General features: G+C 61.0%; 25 protein-coding genes. 19 read left to right on the forward strand and 6 right to left on the reverse strand.

Translation table 11 applies throughout. From position 1 onward, the window contains the following. Positions 1-42 precede the first annotated feature (42 nt). The 4 genes from ACLFLU_RS02575 to ACLFLU_RS02590 all read left to right on the forward strand — a co-directional run bounded on the left by ACLFLU_RS02575 (position 43) and on the right by ACLFLU_RS02590 (position 2350). Complete coding sequence (locus tag ACLFLU_RS02575; protein WP_426410800.1) at positions 43-660, forward strand: hypothetical protein; 618 nt, start codon at positions 43-45, stop codon at positions 658-660. Beyond that, complete coding sequence (locus ACLFLU_RS02580; RefSeq protein ID WP_194465100.1) at positions 647-1021, forward strand: transcriptional regulator; 375 nt, start codon at positions 647-649, stop codon at positions 1019-1021. The genes ACLFLU_RS02575 and ACLFLU_RS02580 overlap by 14 nt, the downstream gene beginning before the upstream one ends. A 32-nt stretch (positions 1022-1053) precedes the next feature. Beyond that, positions 1054-1794, forward strand: coding sequence for a di-trans,poly-cis-decaprenylcistransferase (locus ACLFLU_RS02585; protein ID WP_426410801.1), 741 nt, complete (start codon positions 1054-1056; stop codon positions 1792-1794). 70 nt (positions 1795-1864) lie between these two features. After that, positions 1865-2350 (forward strand): Crp/Fnr family transcriptional regulator, encoded by a 486-nt coding sequence (locus ACLFLU_RS02590; RefSeq protein WP_426410802.1) that lies wholly within the window; start codon positions 1865-1867, stop codon positions 2348-2350. Here ACLFLU_RS02590 and ACLFLU_RS02595 read toward each other — a convergent pair. After that, positions 2289-3116 (reverse strand): metallophosphoesterase family protein, encoded by an 828-nt coding sequence (locus ACLFLU_RS02595; RefSeq protein ID WP_426410803.1) that lies wholly within the window; start codon positions 3114-3116, stop codon positions 2289-2291. The two genes, ACLFLU_RS02590 and ACLFLU_RS02595, sit on opposite strands and share 62 nt — an antisense overlap. 212 nt (positions 3117-3328) lie before the next feature. Between ACLFLU_RS02595 and ACLFLU_RS02600 the strand changes: the two genes are divergently transcribed. Together ACLFLU_RS02600 and ACLFLU_RS02605 are read left to right on the forward strand one after the other, a co-directional pair. Beyond that, positions 3329-4018, forward strand: a complete 690-nt coding sequence (locus ACLFLU_RS02600; RefSeq protein ID WP_426410804.1) for a DNA-3-methyladenine glycosylase I — start codon at positions 3329-3331, stop codon at positions 4016-4018. Between the two features lie 210 nt (positions 4019-4228). After that, the gene (locus ACLFLU_RS02605; RefSeq protein WP_426410805.1) at positions 4229-4522 is read left to right on the forward strand and encodes a hypothetical protein; all 294 of its coding nucleotides are present in this window, start codon (positions 4229-4231) and stop codon (positions 4520-4522) included. A 224-nt stretch (positions 4523-4746) separates the two neighbouring features. Here the strand turns inward: ACLFLU_RS02605 and ACLFLU_RS02610 are convergent, their stop codons facing one another. From ACLFLU_RS02610 to ACLFLU_RS02620, 3 genes are all read right to left on the reverse strand, one after another. Further along, a complete protein-coding gene (locus ACLFLU_RS02610) occupies positions 4747-5268 on the reverse strand; it encodes a hypothetical protein (RefSeq protein WP_426410806.1) in 522 nt (173 codons plus the stop codon). Positions 5269-5552: 284 nt separating this feature from the next. Further along, positions 5553-6635: an ROK family transcriptional regulator gene (locus ACLFLU_RS02615; protein ID WP_426414200.1), complete on the reverse strand. Its 1083-nt coding sequence runs from the start codon at positions 6633-6635 to the stop codon at positions 5553-5555. Between the two features lie 48 nt (positions 6636-6683). Continuing rightward, a complete protein-coding gene (locus tag ACLFLU_RS02620) occupies positions 6684-7346 on the reverse strand; it encodes an SGNH/GDSL hydrolase family protein (RefSeq protein WP_426414201.1) in 663 nt (220 codons plus the stop codon). Between the two features lie 304 nt (positions 7347-7650). On the opposite strand from ACLFLU_RS02620, the gene ACLFLU_RS02625 reads away from it, so the two are divergent. The 12 genes from ACLFLU_RS02625 to ACLFLU_RS02680 all read left to right on the forward strand — a co-directional run bounded on the left by ACLFLU_RS02625 (position 7651) and on the right by ACLFLU_RS02680 (position 20523). Further along, positions 7651-8742, forward strand: a complete 1092-nt coding sequence (locus ACLFLU_RS02625; RefSeq protein ID WP_426410807.1) for an ABC transporter substrate-binding protein — start codon at positions 7651-7653, stop codon at positions 8740-8742. Positions 8743-8818: 76 nt separating this feature from the next. Continuing rightward, positions 8819-10315 (forward strand): sugar ABC transporter ATP-binding protein, encoded by a 1497-nt coding sequence (locus ACLFLU_RS02630; protein WP_426414202.1) that lies wholly within the window; start codon positions 8819-8821, stop codon positions 10313-10315. Between the two features lie 16 nt (positions 10316-10331). Beyond that, positions 10332-11273, forward strand: coding sequence for an ABC transporter permease (locus ACLFLU_RS02635; protein WP_426410808.1), 942 nt, complete (start codon positions 10332-10334; stop codon positions 11271-11273). Between the two features lie 3 nt (positions 11274-11276). Beyond that, positions 11277-12224 carry an ABC transporter permease gene (locus ACLFLU_RS02640; protein WP_426410809.1) on the forward strand — a complete coding sequence of 316 codons (948 nt, stop codon included), beginning with the start codon at positions 11277-11279 and terminating at the stop codon, positions 12222-12224. 7 nt (positions 12225-12231) lie between these two features. Beyond that, positions 12232-12915, forward strand: a complete 684-nt coding sequence (locus ACLFLU_RS02645; protein WP_426410810.1) for an SGNH/GDSL hydrolase family protein — start codon at positions 12232-12234, stop codon at positions 12913-12915. Positions 12916-13360: 445 nt separating this feature from the next. Then, positions 13361-14272, forward strand: coding sequence for a response regulator transcription factor (locus tag ACLFLU_RS02650; protein ID WP_426410811.1), 912 nt, complete (start codon positions 13361-13363; stop codon positions 14270-14272). Positions 14273-14527: 255 nt separating this feature from the next. After that, positions 14528-14722: a heme-binding protein gene (locus tag ACLFLU_RS02655; RefSeq protein WP_426410812.1), complete on the forward strand. Its 195-nt coding sequence runs from the start codon at positions 14528-14530 to the stop codon at positions 14720-14722. A gap of 8 nt (positions 14723-14730) precedes the next feature. Continuing rightward, a complete protein-coding gene (locus tag ACLFLU_RS02660; RefSeq protein WP_426410813.1) occupies positions 14731-15780 on the forward strand; it encodes an alpha/beta fold hydrolase in 1050 nt (349 codons plus the stop codon). Positions 15781-15874: 94 nt separating this feature from the next. Next, on the forward strand, positions 15875-16672 hold the full coding sequence (locus tag ACLFLU_RS02665; protein WP_426410814.1) for an ABC transporter ATP-binding protein: 798 nt from the start codon (positions 15875-15877) through the stop codon (positions 16670-16672). A gap of 11 nt (positions 16673-16683) precedes the next feature. After that, entirely contained in the window at positions 16684-17499 is an 816-nt protein-coding gene (locus tag ACLFLU_RS02670; protein WP_426410815.1) for an ABC transporter permease, read from the forward strand. A gap of 76 nt (positions 17500-17575) precedes the next feature. Then, positions 17576-18739: an ABC transporter substrate-binding protein gene (locus tag ACLFLU_RS02675; RefSeq protein WP_426410816.1), complete on the forward strand. Its 1164-nt coding sequence runs from the start codon at positions 17576-17578 to the stop codon at positions 18737-18739. A gap of 167 nt (positions 18740-18906) precedes the next feature. Beyond that, positions 18907-20523, forward strand: coding sequence for a dihydroxyacetone kinase subunit DhaK (locus ACLFLU_RS02680; protein ID WP_426410817.1), 1617 nt, complete (start codon positions 18907-18909; stop codon positions 20521-20523). On the opposite strand, the gene ACLFLU_RS02685 is transcribed toward ACLFLU_RS02680, so the two are convergent. Together ACLFLU_RS02685 and ACLFLU_RS02690 are read right to left on the reverse strand one after the other, a co-directional pair. Further along, positions 20520-20693, reverse strand: a complete 174-nt coding sequence (locus tag ACLFLU_RS02685) for a hypothetical protein (RefSeq protein ID WP_426410818.1) — start codon at positions 20691-20693, stop codon at positions 20520-20522. The two genes, ACLFLU_RS02680 and ACLFLU_RS02685, sit on opposite strands and share 4 nt — an antisense overlap. Further along, complete coding sequence (locus ACLFLU_RS02690) at positions 20674-21663, reverse strand: LysR family transcriptional regulator (RefSeq protein ID WP_426410819.1); 990 nt, start codon at positions 21661-21663, stop codon at positions 20674-20676. Before ACLFLU_RS02690 ends, ACLFLU_RS02685 begins: the two co-directional genes overlap by 20 nt. Positions 21664-21758: 95 nt before the next feature. Here ACLFLU_RS02690 and wrbA point away from each other — a divergent pair, with 95 nt between their 5' ends. After that, positions 21759-22358, forward strand: coding sequence for an NAD(P)H:quinone oxidoreductase (gene wrbA, locus ACLFLU_RS02695; protein WP_426410820.1), 600 nt, complete (start codon positions 21759-21761; stop codon positions 22356-22358). Positions 22359-22384: the final 26 nt, after the last annotated feature.

A 22384-nucleotide genomic window follows, 5' to 3' on the forward strand; every position in this document is an offset into this window, starting at 1 on the left:
AGCCGGTCGTGAACTGGGTGGAGCGGAGTTTTGGCGTTGCCGATGCGCGATCTGGACAAGGCGCTGGCCGACATCGTGGCGATCCGCAGCCAGATTGCGGCCGGTACGGCGTTCCGCGGCTACGGTCCGGCGACGATAGCTGCGACCGGCGCGGTCGCGCTTGTCACCGCAATCCTGCAATTCTGGCTGCTCAGCGATCCCACGACCGAGCCACTCGGCTTCTTTTTCGGCTGGTTCGTTGCGGCTGCGCTGTCCGGCCTGATGATCTGGATCGAGATGCGCGCGCGTTCGCGCCGTCATCATTCGGGCCTCGCCGACGCGATGATCCACCAGGCGGTCGAGCAGTTCTTGCCCGCGGGCGTCGCCGGAATCCTGCTCGCGGTGGTGATGTGGAAGTTCGCCGCCGAGACGCTCTGGCTCCTGCCGGGACTGTGGCAGATCCTGGTGTCGCTCGGCATTTTCGCCTCCATCCGCTCGCTGCCGCGCAGCGTGGCGTTCGCTGGCGCCTGGTACTTCATCTCGGGTTTTGCCGTGGTGGCGCTGGCGAGCCGGACTCACACGCTGTCGCCATGGACCATGGGACTGCCTTTCGTGATCGGCCAGTCGGTGATGGCCGCCATTCTGTATGTTGCGTCCGGAGAGAATGATGTCGAAGACTGACAGCGCGCCTTTCTCCTATGAAGGGCTCGATCGTGTGATCCACGAGAAAGCCAGGCTCGGGCTTCTGACCTCGCTGATGGCCCACCCGAAGGGGCTTGCCTTCGCCGATCTCAAGCAGCTCTGCGGCCTCACCGACGGCAATCTCAGCCGGCACCTCGCCGTGCTTCAGGAGGCCGGCCTGGTCGAGGTGACCAAGGGCTATGAGGGCAATCGCCCGCACACCACCTGCCGTCTGACCAAGACCGGCCGCCGACGCTTCCTCGACTATCTCGCCGTGCTCGAGCGTCTCGTGCGCGATGCCGCCAAGGCCGCCGGCCGCGAGGCACCGCCGCTTGGCCGCCTCGGCATTCTCCCGACCTGATCGTCCCCCCTTTTTTGACTGGAGACTTTGCGATGCAAAGTGACGTCACGTCCCCCAACGAGAAGCTTCATGTCGGCATCATCATGGACGGCAACGGACGATGGGCGACGCGGCGCGGGCTGTCGCGCGTGCGCGGCCACGAAGCCGGCGTCGAGACCATACGCCGCATCGTCGAGGCGGCGCCCAAGCAGGGCATCGGCACACTGACGCTCTATGCGTTCTCGACCGACAATTGGCGCAGGCCCAGGGCCGAGGTCGCTGCCCTGATGACGCTGCTGCGCTTCTATCTTGCCAATGAGGTGCAGAGCCTGGTGAAGAACGGTGTGCGGCTCAACGTGATCGGCCGCCGCGACCGCTTGCCGGACGGCATCGCCACGGCCATCGCGCGCGCGGAGGCCTCCACTGCCCAAGGCACCGCGCTGAATCTGCGCATCGCCGTCGACTATTCCGCGCGCGACGCCATTCTCAATGCCGCAGCGAAGGCTGCCGCGCTGACCAGCCTCACCCGCGAAGCCTTCTCGCAACTGGTCACCGGCGAGGCCGGCTTGCGTGACGTCGATCTCATCATCCGCACATCGGGCGAAAAGCGGCTGTCGGACTTCCTGCTCTGGGAAGGCGCCTACGCCGAGTTGCATTTCACCGAGCGGATGTGGCCCGAATTCGATGCGACCGATCTCGCCGCGGCCTTGGCCTCTTTCCGCGGCCGCGAGCGCCGCTTCGGCGGGTTGCAGGCGATCATGCCCGAGGAGGTGCCGTCACTCTCCCGTGCGTAACGCGACATGATTTGCCGCGTGGCACGGATCGTGCTCTAGTAGCTCCTGCGACAGGAGCCACTAGAGCACGATGCGCGCGGTTCTGGATTATTGCACCGGTGGAACTGAGCGGCAGGTTGTGGCCGGCACGCATCTGGTGACCGAAGGCGGGGCCTCCGGGCATCTCTATGTGCTGATGCAGGGGAAGCTCGAGGTGCTCGAGGGCGAAATGGTGGTCGCCACCATTGCCGAGCCCGGTGCTGTGCTGGGCGAGATGTCCGTGTTGCTGGGATTGCCGCATACGGCAACGGTACGGGCCTGCTCCGACACGGTCGTTTGCGAATTCGAGGATGCTGCCTCACTCCTCAAGCAGGAGCCGGAGCTCGCGCTGCTGCTCGCGCGCATGCTGGCGCAGCGGCTCAACGTCGCCAACACCTATCTCGCCGATCTCAAGCGCCAGTATGCCGGCCACGGCACGCAGCTCGCCATGGTCGGCGAGGTGCTGCAGAGCATGATCAACCTGCCGCCGCTCGAGGTCTCGCCAGGCTCGGATCGGCAATCCGACCCAAGGATGTAAGCCAGTCAGGTGGATTCTCGATAGTGGCGGCCGGTCGCTTTAGCGGCGCGTCGAGATCGATCCACTGCGCCGCGCCCGCCGCTAGCCAGAACGCCTTGTTCTCATCCAGGTCCAGCACGATGTGCGTCGGCGGCCGTCCCGGTTGCTTCCCCGCGTTGAACACCCAGGTCTGGCCCAGCCGATCGAACCATGAGCCGTCCTTGATGAAGGGCGATTGATGCACATGGCCCGAGATCACCATCGACGGCTGATACTGCATGATCCACTGCACCAGCTCGACATCGCCGAAGAAGCGCTTGCCGCCCCAGCTCGTCGGCGAATTGGCCGGCGGCGCATGATGCGCCCAGATCCATCGCTGCGGGCGATTGAGTGAGGCATCGCGCAGCTGGTCGGCGATGCGTTGCTTGACCAGCGGCCCGTCCCACCAAGGGCACACCGTGAACAACGTGTCGCCGATGGTCAGATTGTCGCCGTCGCAGGCGATGCCAAGCTCGCGCACTTCCGAGATCCAGCGCGAGATCTTCTCGCCCTCCGCATTGCGCTCGTCGAGATCGTGATTGCCGGAGCAAAGGATCACGCGGGTCTGCGCCGTGACCAGCGCGAGGTACTTCTTCACCACCACGATCTGCGCGCGGAAATCCACCATCGAGCCGATGTCCAGCACATCGCCGGCGAAGATCACAAGGTCGAATTGCGGCGCCGCGCTGACCAGCCAGTCGAGCTGCGGCAACGAGTAGTGCAGATCGGCCACGACCAGGCAGCGCATTGAGATTCCGTCGGCGAGAGCGTGAAAATATCTGGGAATTCCAAATTGTTATCAAGCAAGAAGCGGACCAGCGCGGCGGCCTCGTTCCGCTAAATCCGGCAAGGACGAAGCATGCTGCGACGCGTGGGACCGCGCAAGTGCAGGTGCGTCGCAGGACTGGACCGGATCGTCGAATTCTGGTGTCGTGGCGCGCCTTCAACGCGGGTAATCGCATGACCTCCTTCAAGACCATTCGTGCCCGTGCCGAGAAGCGCAAGGGCGGGCCCAAGGCACTCGACAGGCTGATGCCTGACAAGCCCGATCTGAAGGGGCTCGCAAAACTCGGCGACGATCGCATCCTCGCGGAGATGACCAGGCGGGTGTTTTGCGCGGGCTTCGCCTGGAGCGTGATCGACACAAAGTGGGACGGTTTCGAAGACGCCTTCCTGCGCTTCCAGCCGGCCAAGCTCGGCTTCCAGCCCGAAGATTATTGGGAAGGCCTTCTGCGTGATACGCGGATCGTGCGCAACGGCGCCAAGATCATGTCGGTACGCGACAACGCCGCCTTCGTGCAGGAGATCGCGAAGGAGCACGGCAGCTTCGGCAAGTTTCTGGCGAAATGGCCGCCGTCCAACGAGATCGGCCTGCTCGATCTCCTGACCAAGCGCGGCAGCCGGCTCGGCGGCAACACCGGCCAGATGCTGCTGCGCTTCGTCGGCTGGGACGGTTTCGTCACCTCGAAAGACGTCGTCGCCTGTCTGCGCGATGCCGGCCTCGACATCGCCGAAGAGGTCAAGTCGAAGGGCGATCTCGCCAAGGTGCAGGCGCAGTTCAACGCCTGGGCGGAGGAGACGGGGCTGCCCTACACCTATCTGTCACGCATCTGCGCGCTCTCGGTTGGCGAAAACCGGAGCGAGCACTAGCGCTCATCGATCAGATCGTGGACATCGTGTGGCGATCTCGCGCCGTCGGCGCGGCAGGCGCAATGCGCGATCACGAAATCCATTTCGCAGGAACATTTGTGCGCAGCACCCGTTCGGGAGTTTGAGCCAGGCGACACAGGGCAGGGAACACGCGCTCCGGCCAAACCTTGGTTCAAGCCATGAAACTCGAACGACAGAACGGAGCAGCTCATGAAGCTCACATCCGAACAGGTGAAGCAGACCGTCGACCAGCTCGGCGCCCAGGTGTTGCCCGACGAGCATCCCGCCATGCCCCAGCTGAACAGCATGTTCGGGGAACACACCTTCTTCGTCGACGAGATGGGACTGAAAGTTCTCGAACCAACGCCGTCGCTGAGCGCGGAACGTCAAACCGGTGAAGTCGTCAGCCTCGCCGACTGGAGCGATGCGGATCTGACGCGCCTGATGGCGCACGAGCCCGAGCCGACCGGCGTGATCGTGGTGTTCGAGCATGTCAGGCATTGAGATTGCGAGGATGAGGGCCGCGTACGGCCCTCATCCTGAGCCATGTTCTGCTTAGCAGTCTCCTCATTTCATATCGCGCAGACCATTCCGCGCGATGCGAGAAGAATGATGCGGGCCAAGCCGCGCCGCCGTGACGCGGGACACAGAAAAGAACAACCACCCTTCCAGCCACCTTTCGGGGTGTCGAAGGGTGGCTGGATCAGACCTATGGTGCGTCGCCGATATCAGATCCGGTCGTTGAGCAGGACGCCGGACAGCGAGGGGTCGGAGGGATTGGACGTGCCGCTCGATCCCGTCCCGCTGTAGGTCGAATCCGCAAGCGAGGCTTTCAGCGACTCCAGGAATTTCTCAAGCAGGTCCGCGGTCGAAGTGGCGGTCGACGAGCTGTCGGTTCCCTCGGAGGGCGGCGGTCCGCCTGCTCCACCTGGCCCGTGCGAGAACGCAGACTTGAAGATGCCTTGCAGCTCGGTGGCCTGCTGGTCGGTCAGCTTGCCGGACGACACTTCCTGCTGGATCAGATCATCGATCTTCGACTTGATGCCGTCAGGTCCGCTGCCGCTGGATTGATCGCTTGTCCCGTCCGATTGCAGGGAGGAGCCGATATCGTTGAGCGCGGAGGACAGCGCCGACTGATCGGACGCGCTGATCGTGCCGGAACTGACTTCCGATTGCAGCTCGTCTTGCAGTTGCTGCAACGGTGATGTGTGCTGGTGGTGATGAGTGGAGAGCGCCGAAATCGAGGTCATGGTTGCTTTCCGTGCTTTTGGTGGACTCGGGCTGGTATTGCCGAAGTCACATCCAGTCCTGGGTTCGCAGTCCTGAGTTCACCTTGGCGGTTGGATTTGCCCGGTCGGGCGATGGTAGGCACGGGAGCTGGCGCGGAGCCGTCGGAGCCGCGATCCGCCGGTTGCTCAATGTTGCCGTTGAATGATCAGAAATGTTCTGAAACAAAAATCCGGCGAGCGGCCATTCAGGCCGGAGGCGGATGCCGTCCGGCAGATCCGTTCGAAGTCACTGCAGGTTCAAACTCCTACTGCACCATAAAGCGCGAGTGATACGGTAGGTTGGCTGCGCCCACTGCCTTTGGTGCAACAGAGTTCGCACCGTAGAGGAAGTCCACCTCGGGTACCTCCTCATGAAGTTCGGAGCATAGCGTCTGTCCGAGTTTCGGCGGTGCGTAACTCGATACGACCACTGAGTTGAAACTGACAAAGCTCAGGAGTGAGCGGACCGCCCCGACGAGGTGGCTGCAGCACAGGCGACGCCATTCGGCGTAGTACTCTGCGGCAGCCGTCGGCAGCGTTTCCCGTCCGATGTCACTCAGCACGAGCCCATGCCGCTTCAATTCCTCGCGCAGGCGCAGCAGTCCGACGTCATGACTCATGCCGAACCTGCCACTGTGGATTTGATAGTTCAGGACGAGTCGGCTGTGCAGGTGAGAACCCAGATAGAAGAAGAGAAAATCGGGCAGCGAGCGCGCTACGCCGAACAGGCTTTCCCCGCCCGCAGCCGCCGTTATGTCATCCTGGATGTATACGGAAAGATTAAGAGCGCTCTCAATGCCAGCCTGCAGACTTGGCAGGTCGCTCCCCAGGAGGTCTCTCAGATGATGTGGTAAGCCTGCTTCGTTGGGAGCCGCCAGTCCGATGCCGGCCACTCGGGTTCGGCTCGTGGGCGGAAGCGCCTTGAGAGTTTCCTCGATCTTCGCGGCGAGCGCGCCGGATCCCTGCAAGGCGGAATATGGATGCGCAGCGTGGTGCTGCACCTCGCCGACGAAATCGATGACGGCAATATCGGCCGCGCTCTCGCCGAAGCTAACGCCGATCGAGAATGCTCCCTCGGGATTGAGGGAGAGGGGAATCGTCGGCGGCCCGACTCGACCACGCTGGGCCTCACCTTTCGAGACAAGGCCTTCCTGCTCGAGCGAACGCACGATGACAGATACGGTCTGTGCCGAAAGACCGGTTTTCTCACCGATCTCGAGGCGAGAAATTCCAGAGCTCTGCAACAGCAGTGAGAGTACAAGGCGTTCATTGTAGCTTCTCACGCTAGGCGCATTCAGGCCGCTCGCCCGATCTGCGATCCGCAGCGGGTTCGGTGGCGCAAATCGCATGTCAGGCAAGGAACTGCTCCTCTCTGAAGAACTCAGGCGGGATTTCACTCAGCGCTGAGACTCGCTAGGCCATCCGATCGCGTCGATCTCCTGCGCCAGCGCTGCCCCCAGCGCACGATGCGCCTCGGCGTTTAGGTGAAATCCGTCCGCTTCATCGCATTGGCATATCGCCCCCGCGTTGAAGAAATGCACGCCCAGGGAATCCGCCATGATTTCGAATTCAAGGGCAAGCTGTCGTGACTTCTCTGGTCCCCCTGCAAAGATTGATTTCCACTCCTTGATGTCGTCGAGCATTGGAGGAGGTGCAACGATCATGATCTCGGGTACGCTTCCTCCGGGCCCTGGCGCCAGTTCTCGTATGTCGTAAATCAGGCACCCCATTCCCATCGCGACCTCCGAAGGTGGCTTGTTGAAGCGCACCTTGAGGTCATTGGTGCCGAGCATGATGATCACGAGGTCGAGAATGGTGTGGCTCTGGATGCACGGGCGCAGATAGGTCCGGCCGTTCTTGTGCGCTCCCTCTATGGGATCGTCATGAACGGTCGTCCTTCCGCTCAGACCTTCCTCGACGACGTACCAGTTCGGCCCCAGCTCGGCCTGAAGCACACCCGGCCACCGGGTGTGTCGATCGAAGCGTTCAAGCGGCCCGCGACCCGGTATTTGGCCGTGGGTATTGGAGTCTCCGAAACATAGAACCGAACGCACCCGCATCGTCCTGAATCCCTGTGCTTTTTCGGCGCCATCATTGTCTTCGCAGTCAAGAATCTGCAACAGATCAATTGATCATTCAATCTGAATAACTATTGACACGGAGAGTGACGCTGTGCATCGTAGGCTCGCGGCGGACTGAAAAGCCTGCCAGCACAGGGAGTAGAACGCCAAGAGGCAAGCTCTTCGTCCAGAGGAGCCGATCCATCAACTTGAATGGATGCGACAACGTACGCCGTGCTGCGGCGGACGCGCGCTGACCTGCGCTCTGCTTTCCCTACCAAAGAGAATTGGCGCTTCCACTGCGTTGAAGGAGGGATTCATGCACCAGGGACTTAAGCTTCTCGGAATTGGACTTGTCGCCGCGACGTTGGCTGCCTGGACGCAGGCTCGCGCCCAGGAAGTCAACCTGATGAATGGGGTCACGCCACGGCCGGGCGATGAGCGCACGACGGCACCGAACCAGTTCAAGAAGGACGGGCCATGGAAGATCGGGATGAGCCATTTTGGCGTGAACGCCAACACCTGGACGGTCCAGATGGCGCATGACGCGGAAGCGGCCGCTAAGCTCGACAAGCGAGTTGGTCAATTCATCCTGCTCGACGCCAACATCAGTCAGGCCAAGCAAGTCGCCGACATCGAAGATCTGGTTGCGCAAAAGGTCGATGCGATCATCGTGACACCGCTGACGCCAACCTCTGCCGATGCCGGTATTGAAAAAGCCGTCGCCGCCGGCATTCCCGTTATCGTCCACACAGGCCTGACCGAGACAGACAAATACACTGTCGACATCCAGGGCGGAGGTGTCCACTTCGGAAAGGTGATGGGAGACTTCCTTGTCAAGCAGCTCGGCGGCAAGGGAAAGATCTGGGTCTTGCGTGGGCTTCCGGCGCACCCTGAGGATATCAATCGCTACAAGGGGCTTCTGGAAGCGATCAAAGGTACCGACGTCAAGATCATCGCCGAAGACGCCGGCAAGTGGCAATATGACGTCGGCAAGCAGGTCTGCGAGACCCTCTATCTGAATAATCCGCAGGTCGATGGCATCTGGTCATCGGGTGCCGATATGACCCGCGCCTGCGTCGATGTCTTTCAGCAATATGGCGCAAAGATTCCGCCTATCACTGGCGAAGGCAATAACGGCTTCTTTGCCAGGTGGATTGAGCTCGGCTTCCCTTCCATCTCGCCGGAGTATGGTCCGGAACAGGGTGCTGCCGGCGTGCGCGCCGCGGTCGCTCTGCTCGAGGGCAAGCAACTCCATAAGCGCTACATCTATGAGCCCGAAGGCTGGGATCTGGAGAAAGCCAAGAAATATTATCGCAGGGATCTGAGCGCGAATGCCTGGTTCCCCACGAGCCTGAGCGAGCAGGATCTGCAGAAGTACTACGGCAAGCACTGATCTCCGTTGGTGCCGGCGCCCATTTGGTGCGCCGGCATCCCTTCCACTTATTCCGCTTTGGATCGAAGCGATGACCATGCAGCCGCTTGTCCAGATGACATCCGTCTCGAAATCTTTCGGGGGGATTGCCGCGCTCGAGAACGTCGATTTTCAACTGCTTCCCGGATCCGTTCACGCGCTCATGGGAGAAAACGGCGCCGGCAAATCGACCCTCATGAAGATCTTGGCTGGCGTCGTTCAGCCCGACGGCGGCATGATTCGGAAGAACGGGCAGATCGTCCGCTTCGCCTCGCCTCGCGAGGCGCTCGATGCAGGTGTATCGACAGTGTTTCAGGAACATTCGCTGCTTCCCAATCTGTCGATTGCCGAGAACATGTTCCTTGGCAAGGAGCCAGTCACAAGGTTCGGCGTAACCGACAGGGCCCGGATGGAGCGGGAAGCGAAGGAGGTTTTGTCCGGCCTTGGCCTGAAACTAGATCCAGCGGCCCTCGTCGGAAATCTCTCGATCGCCGAGAGGCAGTTTGTGGAGATCGCCCGCGGCATTTCGGCACGCGCCGACGTGGTCATTCTCGACGAACCAACGGCCGCGCTCAATGCCGCGGACGTCGAAGTTCTCAATACTCAGATTCTGTCGCTCAAGAAGCAGCAGAAGGCTGTCGTCTACATCTCGCACCGCATGGAAGAGATATTCAAGGTCTGCGACACCATCACCGTGCTGAAGGATGGTCGCAACGTGGACACCGTGCCGGTTTCGTCAATCCGTCCCAAGCAGCTGATCGCGATGATGGTCGGCCGCGAGCTGAGCGAGCTATTCCCGCCAAGGCCGGATCAAACGCAGCGCGAGGTCGTTCTCTCGATTGAGGGGCTTCGACTGACTCCCGACGCGACGCCGTGTTCAATCGTGCTCCGGCGCGGCGAGATCGTCGCGCTTGCAGGTCTGGAAGGGCAGGGGCAGAGGGAGCTCGTCAGGTCGCTCGTCGGCGAATACGTGCCCCACGGCGGCAAGGTCGCCGTCAGAGGACGCGAGTTCGCCTTCCCGCTCTCAGAGGAGCGCGGCATTCGCGAGATGCAGGCGCTAGGCCTCGGCTTTGTGCCCGAGGACAGAAAGCTCGAAGGCTTGTTTCTTGATCTTTCGCTCGCGCACAATCTCACCATCGGACTGCACAGCCGGCATTTCGAACTGAAGCCGGCTGTGGCTCATCGCGAGGTGATTGCAAACTCGATGAAGAGCCTTTCCATAAAGGCTGCAAGGCCGTCGCTGCCGGTGAACGCGCTGTCTGGCGGAAACCAGCAGAAGGTTCTTCTGGGACGATATCTGGCCCTGGGGGCCGACATATTGATCATTGAAGAGCCGACACGAGGTGTCGACGTCGGCGCGAAAGCAGAGATCTACAAGCTCCTTCGCGACTATGCGAACGCCGGCGGTTCAGTCGTTGTCCTCTCGCGAGAGACCCTGGAGCTGATTGGGCTTTGCGACCGGCTATACGTGATCCATGACAAACATGTCGTTGCCGAGATGCCGGCCAAATCGGCTACCGAGCACGCCATTCTCGAAGCCGCCCTGCATGGTTGAGGGGAACACAACAGCGATGAGCCAACTTGGTCGCATGATTCTGGGAGCAAACTCGCGGGACGGGTTGTGGACGGTCCCGTTGATCGTCGCTCTAGCCTGTTGTGCAGGCCTGGCCTTCTCGACGGCTGAGTTCGCGAGCTCACAGAATATTCTCAACCTGATCGCACAGGCGGCGCCGCTCATCCTCGTGAGCATCGGACAGATGATCGTGATCCTTGTCAGAGGCCTCGATCTATCAGTCGGCTCCGTCGTAAGTCTGACCACGGGGATTCTGTCGCTTAATGTCCCGGTCTACGTTTCGGTGCCCGCGGTGATGCTCGCGGCCGCAGCGATAGGCCTCCTGAACGGGATCTCGGTAACCACGTTCAGAGTGCACCCAATCATCGCAACCCTCTCCATGATGGGCATCGTGCAGGGCGTTACGATGTTTGTCAGGCCCTCCGCTGGAGGCACAGTCCCACCGGAGATTCTTGCTCTCGTGAGCGGCCGGCTTTTTGGCATCTACATGCCGGTGATATGGGTGATCGTTGCAATATTGGTGGCGTGGAAGGTGGTGCACGGCTCCCGTTTCGGTTTGCACCTCTTCGCGATCGGCGGAGGCGAAACGGCAGGTACCTTCGGCATCGCCGAACAGCGCAATGTCCTCGCCGCATATGTCCTGAGTTCCTGTTTCGCCGCCGTGGCCGGCATCTTTCTGGCGGGTCGCATCGTTTCGGGGGACCCAAACATCGGGACGCAATATGCGGTCGACTCGATCACCGCCGTTGCGCTTGGCGGCACCCAGCTTGCGGGGGGAATCGGCAGCCTCCACGGCACTGTCATCGGCTGCGCGCTTCTGGCGGTCATCGCAAATGGCATGAACCTGCTCAACGTCTCAGCCTTCATCCAGACCATCGTGAAAGGTCTGATCCTGCTTGCCGTGATCTCGCTCCAGCCCCGCAAGACGATTGGCCTGTAGGTCATGAACAGACTTTCCAATCTGTCCCGCGCGGCTTTGCGAGTGCCGCCTTCCTATATCGTTTTCGCAGTGCTCCTTGTCACCCTGTGGGCGATGCGGCCCAACCTGATGAACGTCGCGATCCTCGGTACGTTTGCGCGTCAGGTCGTGCCGCTCGGTATCGTCGTTCTCGGACAGCTCCTTGTAATCTCCTCGCGCTCCATCGACCTGTCCGCGGGCGGTGTCATTCTGCTCGTCAACTATCTGATATCTTCCGGCCTTCTTTACGACTGGCCCGTTTGTCTGGTCATTCTTCTGTGCCTTGGTGTCGGGTTGTCGGCCGGTCTTGCGAATGGCCTGCTCGTGGGCAAGCGCAGAGCCTCCGCCGTCATCGTGACGCTTGCGCTGAACATCATTCTTATCGGATTGGTCGAATATCTCGCGAACGGCAAGCCGCCGGGAGATGTGCCGAAGTATTTCCGCGAGCTCTATAACCTGAGGTTCTGGACGCTGCCGGCCCCGGTCATCTTCTGGTTCGCGCTCGCCGGACTTATGAGCGCGTTTCTCGGTAGATCCGTGTTCGGCAGATTCGTCTGGTCGATCGGTAGCAATCCGATATCCGCACATTTCTCGGGCGTGCCCGTCGAACGCACGGTCGTGCTTGCGCACACGATCTGTGGACTCATGTCTGCCGTGGCCGCGCTGGTTCAGACGTCCTCGATCGCGGTCGGGAGCGTGCGATTCGGACCCGAGCTCGTCATGAACTCGATCGCGGCGACCATATTGGGCGGCGTGGTTTTCGGCCGACCTGCGCTTGTGTGGGGCCCGTTCGTCGGTGTCCTCTGCTTCGCCCTTCTGTTCGTGGTCATGACGACCATGGGCGTGCAGGAGCCAGGCAAGCTCATCGCTCAGGGGCTGATCATCCTTCTCGCCGCGATCTTCTACGGCGTTCGTTCCAAATCAAACTCATGAGGGACCGATGACGAAACGTATCCTGTGCTTTGGAGACTCGCTCACCTGGGGATGGGTTGCCGTCCCCGAAGGCTCGCCCACGACCCGTTTTCCCTATGTTGAGCGATGGACGGGCGTCATGGCCGCGAAGCTGGGACCCGACTACGAGATCATCGAGGAGGGGTTAAGCGCACGTACGACATCGATCGATGATCCGGCTGATCCGCGACTGAACGGTTCAGCCTATCTTCCATCAGCTCTCGCAAGCCATCTTCCGCTGGATCTCGCCATCATCATGCTCGGGACCAACGATACCAAGAGCTATTTCCGCCGCACGCCTTACGAGATTGCGGTCGGTATGTCGAAGCTGGCGGGACAGGTGCTCACTTCGGGCGGCGGAGTCGGCACCATCTATCCCGCGCCCAAAGTGCTCATCGTCTCGCCGCCGCCACTCGCCAAATTGCCGGACCCGTGGTTCCAGGGAATGTTTGAGGGAGGGCACGAGAAGACCATCGAACTCGCCAATCAGTATCGTGCGCTCGCCGCCTTCATGAAGGTCGACTTCTTCGATGCTGGAAGCGTGATCTCAACCGACGGTGTGGATGGAATTCACTTCACCGCCAAGAACAACGCGGACCTTGGAAGAGCGCTTGCCGGGAAGGTAGCCGATATCTTTGCCGCCACCGCGAAACGCGAGAAGGTCCTAACGTAATCTGTATCCACGCCAGACAAGATGGTGCCTCAACTCAAGGGATCAGTTGCCATCAGCCGCATTTGCGAATTGCGTCGCGGTCTCGCCGCGTGCGCTCCGTGGTCCCGCATGGGACGTTCCTCCCGAAACTGGTCATGACCTTCATGACCGAGCCCGCACTTCCCGCAAGTGCGGGCTTTTTTCGGAGCGCCGGCCGAACATGCGGTTTGGCCACCTGCATTCAAAGGTGCGAGCGTCTCTTCGAGGAGCGCATCCAGCTCAATCAAGGCACCTCTCTACGGACCGTCCAACAACTCCGCCGATCTGCCACTGACCCATCCGGATTTGACTTAGAAGGGAGCTGGCATAAGATCGAATGAAGGCGTCTTGTCGCCCGGTGCCCATCTGCCGAGAACTTCGCCAGGCGTAGGCCGGTGAGATGGGAAGTCGGAATCGGGAGGAGTTGTTGGGCACACAAAGCCAGGAAGCGTGGCATGCCCCCGCCCTTGCAGAGGATATCCGCGAGGATGTCTTTGCAGCGCAGCGGAAGCTGCGTACCCAGCTTCTTGATCGCGGTGCAATCCGCTACGCCCATGCGCGCGATCTGGCCGCCCACATGCTTCTTCATCTTGATGACCTGTCGGACTGCTGGTCGATCGCCACCAACTGGCTGCGGGCCGAACTTCGATGCCAGCGTGTCGACACCGGTTTCGGAATGCGCGAGGCAAGGGACTATTTCCCCGGTTTTGCGGAAGCAAAGGACACGAACTACGATGTTCCCTCGTTCGGCGGCAAAGCCGTCGACAATCGGGATGCCGCGATGCAGGCGATGTGGCTGGGTCCGCGCCCGGTGATCTTTGCCGATATCAAGCAGGATAGCCGCATCACGATGCGACTTCGGCAAAGGCTTTCGGGCGCCCGGACAAAATCAAAGTTCGCCTGGGCGCTTCGGACCGGACGCGGCGGCTACGGCCTGATCTGCGCCGATTGGACCGAGCATTTTGCCCCTTGGGAATCCGGCCTTTATGATTGCTTCGAGCAGACCGTTGTCGATGTCCTTAACCCGATCGTTGCCGTTGCCAAAGAGATTGCCGATCGAGACCCGACGCGTCGGAATGCGGAGGCGCAGGGTAGCTATCTATTGACCTCATCGATGGGCGTTTCAGCGACGGCCTGGCTGGCAACGCTTACGGACTCAGAAATCGAGGTTGCCAGGCTGGTTGCGAAAGGCCTGAGTTACAAGGAAATCGCCAGAATTCGCCGCAGGTCCTTTTCCACGATCGATCATCAGCTGCGAAGCATCCGGCAGAAGACCGGAGTTTCAAGCACCTCCGCCTTGGTCAGCCTGCTTGCGCGGACCGACGCGCTGATGGCCTGAAGAACCGCGGGCGTCGCGCGGACATAGGTCGCATTTCGTAAGGTCGGGCAGCGAACGTCTCCTCCTGACGAAAACCAGCATTCCCAAGATGCTAGATCGATGGAGCGGTGCTCCACGATCCTGACCGGCATCGCGAACCTTCGCGATAGATGGCTCCGCACGTCTCTTGGTAAACGCCTATTGCACGTAAATCATCGTGCCGCGCTGAACCATCTCAGACGGGTGGTTTTGCGAAGGGAAGGGCGGGGAGACGAAATGACGAGACAATTGCTCGCGGCAACATCAGGCGCGGACTTTGTGCCCGGCCTTGTGGCGTTTGCAGGCGGCCTACCCATCAAGACCGGGGCGGGCGATGTCGTCGGCGGGATCGGTGTCAGCGGCGCCAGCGAGGATCAGGACGAAAGCTGCGCGCAAGCGGGCCTCAATGCAGTTTCAGAAAGCCTGAACTGAGTGGCGTCATGATCGAGAACCCGTTTTACAGCCGCGAAACGCAAGGCGAGTTCAAGCTTTACGAACTCGGCAATTTCATCCTTGAAAGCGGCGAAACACTGCGCGGTACAAAGATGGCCTACCGCACATTCGGCAAGCTGAACGCAGAAAAATCCAACGCCATTCTGGTGACAACCTGGTTCTCGGGAACCGGCAAGGTGATGGAGGACGTATATGTCGGCCAGAACCACGCGCTTGATCCGGACCGGTACTTCATTGTCATCGTGGATCAGCTCGGCAGCGGCGTGTCGTCGTCGCCGCAGAACACCCCCGCGCCACAGGCGATGGCGAAGTTTCCGAAGCTGACAATTGGCGACGATGTCCGCGCTCAGCGCCAGATGTTGACAGACCTGTTCGGGATCGAACGGCTAGCCCTTGTGATCGGTGGTTCGATGGGTGGGCAACAGGTTTATGAATGGATTGTCGCTTATCCGATGATGGTTGAACGGGCGGCGCCGATTGCTGCGACGGCCCGCATTTCGCTGCACCAGCAGGTCTTTGTCGAAACTCTGCAAGAGGCGATCATGTCCGACCCTTGCTGGAACGGCGGCTGGTATGCCTCGGGCCTCGCTGTGCGCGAGGGCATGGACCGGATGGCGCGGATCGTGGCGACACTGGGCTGGTCTCCGCAGTTCTACCAGGAGGAACGTTGGCGCAGCATAATCGGCATGTCGTCGCTCGACGATTTCATCAACGGCGTGATGAAGGCCTACTTCGAGCCGATGGACCCTAATGTCCTGTTGTGCGAGATGCACAAATGGCAGCGGGCTAACGTGTCGCGGCACACCGCGGGCGACCTCGCCCGCGCCTTGGCGCGGGTCAAGGCAAGGACGATGGTCATGCCTATCAGCCACGACGGCTTTTTTCCCCCACACGAATGCGAGGCCGACTGTCGACTTGTGCCGGGCGCTCTGTTTCGAGTGATCGAATCGCCCGAAGGTCACATGGGCCTGAACGGATTCGAGCCGGGATACATGGAGCAGGTCGATCGTCACCTGAGTGAACTGCTCGCCATCTGACGATTTCGAAAATCGGTTTTGAACCGCCCCCGCGCTGTCGCTGCGGGGAACGGAGGGGCATGTCCCGACCATCGCGCCGGAGGACGCGTGCAAGATGCAACAGACCAAGGGCAAGGCGCTCAACGTCAGGGGCGCAACCAAGATCTACAGGACGCAATCGGGCGAAGTTCACGCGCTGAAGGACGTCGATCTGACGGTGCGGCAGGGCGAATTCATCGCCGTCGTCGGACCCTCGGGTTGCGGCAAGACCACGCTGCTCTGGTCGATCGCGGGATTGCACAAGCTGACCTCAGGCGCCATCGCGCTTGGCGAGGAATGGATCACCGGCCCGCATCCCAGTATCGGCATGATGTTTCAGGATGCGAATCTTCTGCCTTGGCGGACGATCCGCAAGAACATCGAGCTTCCGTTTGAGATTCGGGGAACGCGCCCAGATGCCGCGCGGATCGATACGTTCCTGCAGCGGGTCGGGCTAGGCGGTTTCGGCGACAAGATGCCTCGCGAACTGTCGGGAGGGATGCAGCAGCGCGCATCCATCGTGCGCGCGTTGGCCAGTGATCCCGCGGTCCTTCTGATGGACGAGCCCTTCGGGGCGCTCGACGCCTTCACCCGCGACGAGATGAACAAGCTGGTGGAGGAGATCTGGCTGGAATCCCGCAAGACGGTGATCCTGATCACCCACTCTATCGCAGAGGCGGTGTTTCTGGCCGACAAAGTTTACATCATGAGCGCGCGGCCAGGCCAAATCGCGCGAATGGTGGACATTCCGTTTCCGCGGCCAAGGTCTCTCGACCTGATGGAATCGCGCGAGTTCTTCGACCTCGTCAACATGATCAAGCACGACATTCAGCACCAACGGCCGGCCACGCCAGCTGCCGTCCTGGCACGATGAGGGGTACCACCATGAGCCAGACAACTCAGACCGGTGCCGGCATCGCGGGCGCAACGGGAATTGCCCGCGGGCTTGGCGACCAAGGGGGCAAAGAAGTCGCCGCGATCATCGCGGTGGCCCTGCTCGTCATCGGCGGAGGAGAGCTGCTTCTGCGTCTGTTCGAGGTGCCGCGCTACATCCTGCCCACCCCCTCGGCCATCGCCAGCGTGTTCTTCTCGCACGAGATCGCGACCATCTGCGAGCATTATTCCTACACGCTGATCGAGCTTTTTGCAGGCTATGCCATCGGAGCGTCGATCGGGTTGGTCCTGGCTGCGGTCATCACGCAATTCCCGTTCGTGGAGAAAGTGATCACACCCTACATTTTGTTGCTGGTGACCACGCCGATGCTGGCACTCGTGCCGCTCTTGATCCTGAACTTCGGCTTCGGATTTACACCGAGGGTCATCGCTGTCGCTCTTGCGGCTGGTCCGATGGTGATGATCAACGCAGCCACCGGATTTAGGCGCGTCGACGCGATGAAGATTGCGCTGGCGCGATCCTGCGGGGCATCGACCCTGCAGATCTTCACAAAGATCCGCATTCCGATGGCAATGCCGATGGTGATCGTAGGCCTGATGATCGGGGCGATCTTCGGCATGATCACCGCGGTTGGCGCCGAGATGTCGGGCGGTGGGTTCGGGCTTGGCAGTCGCCTGACGACCTATTCTTCAACGCTTCGAATGCCGGAGTTCTTTGCTTGCATCGTGATCCTCGCTGTCACCGGGATCACGATCTACGCCTTTTTCTTCTGGCTCGGAAAAAGGCTGGCCGGCTGGGAAAGCTGACCAGGAACGGGCGAAACGCCGCGCTCGACCCGGGAAATACAATCACTGCGGCCCAATCAACGAGGGAGGAGACCTTATGACTCACCAAATGATGACGCGTCGGCGGCTGCTGCAAGTCAGCGCCACCGGCCTTGTGACCACCACCGTTCTCGGCGGCTGCCTGCTGACCCCGGGTACGGCTCAAGCCAAACCCTACAAGTCGCCCTTCACCTGGATCTCGCCGCGCGGCACAGTCGAGGTGATGGACGACTACCCTTACTGGGTGGCCAAGAAGATGGGCTACTTCGGGGACCTCGGCGCTGAGACCGGTATGGAGCCAGGTCCTTCAGACGGGACCGCGGTGGTGAAATTCCTGGCGGTGCAACAGGCCGACATCGGTTTTCCCTCGCCGGGCGTCCTGTCGTTCGGGGTCAACGCGGGTATGGATCTTGTTTCGGTCTTCGGCAGCGGCTTTCTCGATCTCTTCAACGTCGCCTTCCGCAAAGGCGAGGGGGTCAAGGATCTGAAACAGCTCGAAGGCAAGACCGTGCTTGTGGGGTCGGCAGCTTGGCAGTCGATCTGCGACCCAATGTTTGCCGCCGTCGGCGTGAATCCCAAGAAGATCACCTATGTGGAGGCGGGCTGGCCGACCTGGACAACTGCGCTTGCCAGCGGACAGGGTCATGCCTGCCTCGCCTGGGAGGGTCTAAGGGCCGATCTGGGCGCGAAGGGTCTCAATTTCGACTACTGGCTGGGCATGCGCGGCTCACCCCTGCCGTCGAATTCGTTGGTCGTGCGCAGGTCCGATCTGCAGGATCCCGATCGGCTGACGTTCCTGAAGAAGTACCTGAAGGGCTGGGCTATGGGCAGCGAATTCGCCGACCGCAACCCGCGCGCCGCCGCAGATATCGTGTTCAATGCGTTGCCGACGACCAAGGCAAACTACGGTCCGCGAGCAGGCACTGAAAGCCTCATGCAGATCCACCGCACCTTCAAGGGCAACATGGCGGCACGCGCAGGCTGGGGAGAGCACAACATTCCGGCTTGGGATAGTTTCTTCAAGATCCTCAAGACCATCGGCCAGTCGAGTATCGACATCGATACCACCCGCTATGTCACCAATGAATTCATCGCAGGAGCGAATGACTTCGACAAGGCGAAGGTTCATGCCGATGCCGATGCTTATGCGCTGCCTAAGGAGCTCGCGGCGATCGACATGCCTGACGTCGAAGCGAAATTCTACAACAACGTGATCAACTGACAGAACCAGCGGCGCTGGCGGCGTGCGTACCGAAGCGTGGCGCGATCTCGGTCACACAAAGGACCGGGCACAGGCATCGGCCACGCCACCTCGCCGGGCACTTACCTCCCAGTGCCCGGCGAGGAGTTGGATTCGGGCCTGATGTCCCAAACAAAGAGACAATCGGAATGGCGCAATTCATCAACTCCAAGGAACACATCGTTCAAGAGGCACTCGACGGCTTGGTTGCCGCTTCTGGTGGCCAGCTAGTCAGGTTGGACGGTTACCCATTTGTACGCGTGATCGCTCGGTCGGATTGGGATCAGTCCCGCGTAGCCGTGATCTCGGGCGGCGGGTCTGGGCATGAACCAGCCCATGCTGGCTTTGTCGGCCCGGGCATGCTGACGGCGGCCGTTTGTGGCGACGTCTTTGCCTCTCCGTCCGTCGATTCGGTATTGGCAGGAATCCTGGCCGTGACAGGAGCTGCCGGCTGTGTCCTCATCGTCAAGAACTACACCGGCGATCGCCTGAACTTCGGTCTTGCCGCTGAGCGGGCACGTGCATTGGGCAGGAAAGTGACCATGGTCATTGTCCAAGACGATATCGCCATCCCGGACATCAGCCGCCCTCGCGGCATTGCTGGAACTCTCTTCGTGCACAAGCTCGCTGGCGCGGTGTCCGAGAGTGGAGGCGACCTGGAGGCAGTGACTGCAGCGGCGCGTCGCGCCGCGTCGAATGTCATGAGTATCGGGATGTCGTTGGACACCTGCACGGTGCCTGGTTCGCCCAAGGAAAGCCGAATCAGATCGGGAGAGATTGAGCTAGGGCTTGGCATTCACGGCGAAGCTGGTGCTGCGAAGTTTCCCTATCTTGGCGCACGTCAGGCGATGGCTGATGCCGTCGCAAGATTTATCCCAAGGATGAACGGGAATAGCTATGCGGCGCTTCTGAACAATCTCGGCTCCACGACGGCCCTTGAAATGTCGGTCCTTGCAGAAGAACTGCGGCAGTCCTCCATCGGTCCTTCGGTTTCCCATATCATTGGTCCTGCCGCGATGATGACGGCACTCGACATGCATGGCTTTTCGCTCACGCTTTATTCGCTGAGCGCCGAGGACGAAAAACTGCTGACCACGGAAACGCCACTGCGTACCTGGCCGGGGCTCAAGCCTTTCGTGGCACCTCGCATCGTGCCGTTGCCCGATGGGTTAGCTCGCCCGCGGCCAACTCCTTCCGCCGATCCAGCAACAGAGGAATTCCTCATCCGATGTTGCAAGGCGCTGATCGCCGCCGAGGCAGATCTGAACGCGCTCGATGCCAGAGCAGGAGACGGCGACACCGGAACAACCCTTGCGAGCGCGGCGAGCGCCTTGATCCAAAACATTGGTCAGCTTCCGCTGTCGGACCACACGCAACTCTATCGCGCATTGGGGCAGGAACTCAGCCAGACCATGGGGGGCTCTTCGGGTGTGCTGCTGGCGATCTTCTTCGCTGCCGCAGGGGATGCAGTATCAAACGGGCACGGCCTGATAGGCGCGCTCAAGGTTGGATTAGCAAGGATGCAGGAAGTGGGCGGCGCGCAGCCGGGTGACAGAACCATGATCGACGCGCTCCTGCCCGCCCTCGATGCCTTGCCGCAGGGGCTGGCCTACGCAGCCCGCGCCGCAAGAGAGGGGGCGAACCTGACGGTCACGATGTCCAAGGCGCATGCTGGAAGAGCTGCCTACATCAGCGCGGAACAATTGCTAGGGCATCCCGATCCTGGGGCGGAGGCCGTTGCGAGATTGCTTGAGAGCTTGTGCTAAGCTGTTCGCATCCTCCGGCGCTCAATACTCTCGTGCACGGCGGCGAGTTCGTCTTGATCGCCGGCGAGGATGGCCAGCCATGGATCGACGCGGCGCGAAAGCAGGCGGACAAACTGCGCATTGATCTCGTGGCGGTTCGCGTCCTGGCCATCACGACTTGGCACGACCACCTTTCTTCTTCTGCTTACCGGATGTCTTCGAAGGCTTCCGGCCCGGCTTTGCCGTTATCGTCGCATTCGGAACCTGGCTTTCGAACCGCGCAATGAGCCAGGCAGCGGCAGGGCCGGGTGGCGTATCGGCCCGATAGATGGCCTCGAGGCTATAGATGCCCCCTTTGGTGTCGGGCAAATCGAGATGAACCAATCGTCCTGAATCGAGATCTTCCTGCACCATCGGCACCGGCATGTTGCCCCAGCCAATGCCCGCCTTCAGCAGCATGTGCTTGGATCCGAGGTCGGCGAGACGCCATGTGCGCGGACTGACCACGGCGAAATCGGTCTTGCCCGTGAGGAGCGAACGGTCCGTCAATACGAGCTGAACGTGATCCCGTCCCGCCCCGGGCTTGTTCTTGCCAGCGCGCGCCAAAGGGTGATCCGGCGAGGCGACGGGGATCAGAACGACGTTGCCGACGCCGATGCGTTCGACGCCGGTCACGCCCGCGTCACCGGGCAGCGGTCCGCTCACCCCGATCGTCGCGACCCCATCGAGCAGCAGTTGTGTGACCCCGCCCAACGCCTCCATGTGCAGGCGGAGAGTGACGGTCGGAAACTCGGTGCGGAATGCCTTCAATGCATCGACGATGCGCGTAGTTGGCAGCATCACATCAAGCGCGAGATGGACCTCGGGCTCAAGGCCCTGAAGGAGGCCTTTCACCTTGGCGCGAAGCCCGTCGATTCCGTTAGAAACAGTTCGAGCCTCCGCAAGTACGGTGCGACCGAACTCGGTCAATTGAGGCTTCCTCGTCGATTCGCGGTCGAACAGCGTGACTCCGAGTTGCGCTTCAAGATTGGCAATCGAATAGCTGATCACGGAAGTCGCGCGGTTGAGCTTCCGGGCCGCCCCGGCAAAGCTCCCGACGTCGACGACGGTCAGAAACACCTTTAGCTGATCAAGGGTCGGCGTGCCGGGGTCGGTGCTCATATCTATTTTCTCGAACGTTTCGATCCATATTATACCAGTTATATCGATAAGAAAAATCGCTTTAGATCGGCGTCTCAAGAATTCAGGAGCGTCCGATGCCTAAAGTTCTCGTCCTCTACTACTCGTCCTACGGCCATATCGAAAAAATGGCCGAAGCTGTCGCGGAAGGCGCGCGCAGCGCCGGAGCCCAGGCCGACATCAAGCGCGTGCCGGAGACTGTTCCGGAAGCGATTGCCAAGGGCGCGCATTTCAAGCTCGATCAGGTTGCCCCGATCGCAACCGTGGCCGATCTGGAAAACTACGATGCGATCATCGTCGGGACCGGCACGCGCTTCGGGCGGATGTCGTCTCAGATGGCGGCCTTTCTCGATCAGGCCGGCGGCCTGTGGGCGAAGGGTGCGCTGCACGGCAAGGTCGGTGCCGCCTTCGCATCGAGCGCCACGCAGCACGGCGGCCAGGAAACGACGCTGTTCTCGATCCTCACCAATCTTCTGCATTTCGGCATGACGATCGTGGGGCTTCCCTACAGCCATCAAGGGCAGATGAGGGTCGACGAGATCGTCGGCGGTGCGCCCTACGGTGCCACCACGATTGCCGGCGGTGACGGTTCGCGCCAGCCGACCGAGACCGATCTGGCCGGTGCACGCCATCAGGGCGAACTGGTCGCCAGGACGGCAGCCAAGCTTTTCGGCTGATCGACAACAATCACCGCGGCGCTCGA

The organism is Bradyrhizobium ganzhouense (assembly GCF_049949285.1).
GTDB lineage: Bacteria > Pseudomonadota > Alphaproteobacteria > Rhizobiales > Xanthobacteraceae > Bradyrhizobium > Bradyrhizobium ganzhouense.

Excerpts from the sequence above, each read along its gene's own strand:
- ACLFLU_RS02675 (WP_426410816.1), top strand. The coding sequence starts at position 17,576 with ATGACTCACCAAATGATGACGCGTCGGCGGCTGCTGCAAGTCAGCGCC.
- ACLFLU_RS02575 (WP_426410800.1), top strand. The coding sequence starts at position 43 with ATGCGCGATCTGGACAAGGCGCTGGCCGACATCGTGGCGATCCGCAGC.
- ACLFLU_RS02620 (WP_426414201.1), bottom strand. The coding sequence starts at position 7,346 with ATGCGGGTGCGTTCGGTTCTATGTTTCGGAGACTCCAATACCCACGGC.
- ACLFLU_RS02640 (WP_426410809.1), top strand. The coding sequence starts at position 11,277 with ATGAACAGACTTTCCAATCTGTCCCGCGCGGCTTTGCGAGTGCCGCCT.
- ACLFLU_RS02670 (WP_426410815.1), top strand. The coding sequence starts at position 16,684 with ATGAGCCAGACAACTCAGACCGGTGCCGGCATCGCGGGCGCAACGGGA.
- ACLFLU_RS02645 (WP_426410810.1), top strand. The coding sequence starts at position 12,232 with ATGACGAAACGTATCCTGTGCTTTGGAGACTCGCTCACCTGGGGATGG.
- ACLFLU_RS02615 (WP_426414200.1), bottom strand. The coding sequence starts at position 6,635 with ATGCGATTTGCGCCACCGAACCCGCTGCGGATCGCAGATCGGGCGAGC.
- ACLFLU_RS02580 (WP_194465100.1), top strand. The coding sequence starts at position 647 with ATGTCGAAGACTGACAGCGCGCCTTTCTCCTATGAAGGGCTCGATCGT.
- wrbA (WP_426410820.1), top strand. The coding sequence starts at position 21,759 with ATGCCTAAAGTTCTCGTCCTCTACTACTCGTCCTACGGCCATATCGAA.
- ACLFLU_RS02605 (WP_426410805.1), top strand. The coding sequence starts at position 4,229 with ATGAAGCTCACATCCGAACAGGTGAAGCAGACCGTCGACCAGCTCGGC.
- ACLFLU_RS02590 (WP_426410802.1), top strand. The coding sequence starts at position 1,865 with ATGCGCGCGGTTCTGGATTATTGCACCGGTGGAACTGAGCGGCAGGTT.
- ACLFLU_RS02655 (WP_426410812.1), top strand. The coding sequence starts at position 14,528 with ATGACGAGACAATTGCTCGCGGCAACATCAGGCGCGGACTTTGTGCCC.
- ACLFLU_RS02635 (WP_426410808.1), top strand. The coding sequence starts at position 10,332 with ATGAGCCAACTTGGTCGCATGATTCTGGGAGCAAACTCGCGGGACGGG.
- ACLFLU_RS02600 (WP_426410804.1), top strand. The coding sequence starts at position 3,329 with ATGACCTCCTTCAAGACCATTCGTGCCCGTGCCGAGAAGCGCAAGGGC.
- ACLFLU_RS02585 (WP_426410801.1), top strand. The coding sequence starts at position 1,054 with ATGCAAAGTGACGTCACGTCCCCCAACGAGAAGCTTCATGTCGGCATC.
- ACLFLU_RS02690 (WP_426410819.1), bottom strand. The coding sequence starts at position 21,663 with ATGAGCACCGACCCCGGCACGCCGACCCTTGATCAGCTAAAGGTGTTT.
- ACLFLU_RS02610 (WP_426410806.1), bottom strand. The coding sequence starts at position 5,268 with ATGACCTCGATTTCGGCGCTCTCCACTCATCACCACCAGCACACATCA.
- ACLFLU_RS02630 (WP_426414202.1), top strand. The coding sequence starts at position 8,819 with ATGCAGCCGCTTGTCCAGATGACATCCGTCTCGAAATCTTTCGGGGGG.
- ACLFLU_RS02660 (WP_426410813.1), top strand. The coding sequence starts at position 14,731 with ATGATCGAGAACCCGTTTTACAGCCGCGAAACGCAAGGCGAGTTCAAG.
- ACLFLU_RS02595 (WP_426410803.1), bottom strand. The coding sequence starts at position 3,116 with ATGCGCTGCCTGGTCGTGGCCGATCTGCACTACTCGTTGCCGCAGCTC.
- ACLFLU_RS02680 (WP_426410817.1), top strand. The coding sequence starts at position 18,907 with ATGGCGCAATTCATCAACTCCAAGGAACACATCGTTCAAGAGGCACTC.
- ACLFLU_RS02665 (WP_426410814.1), top strand. The coding sequence starts at position 15,875 with ATGCAACAGACCAAGGGCAAGGCGCTCAACGTCAGGGGCGCAACCAAG.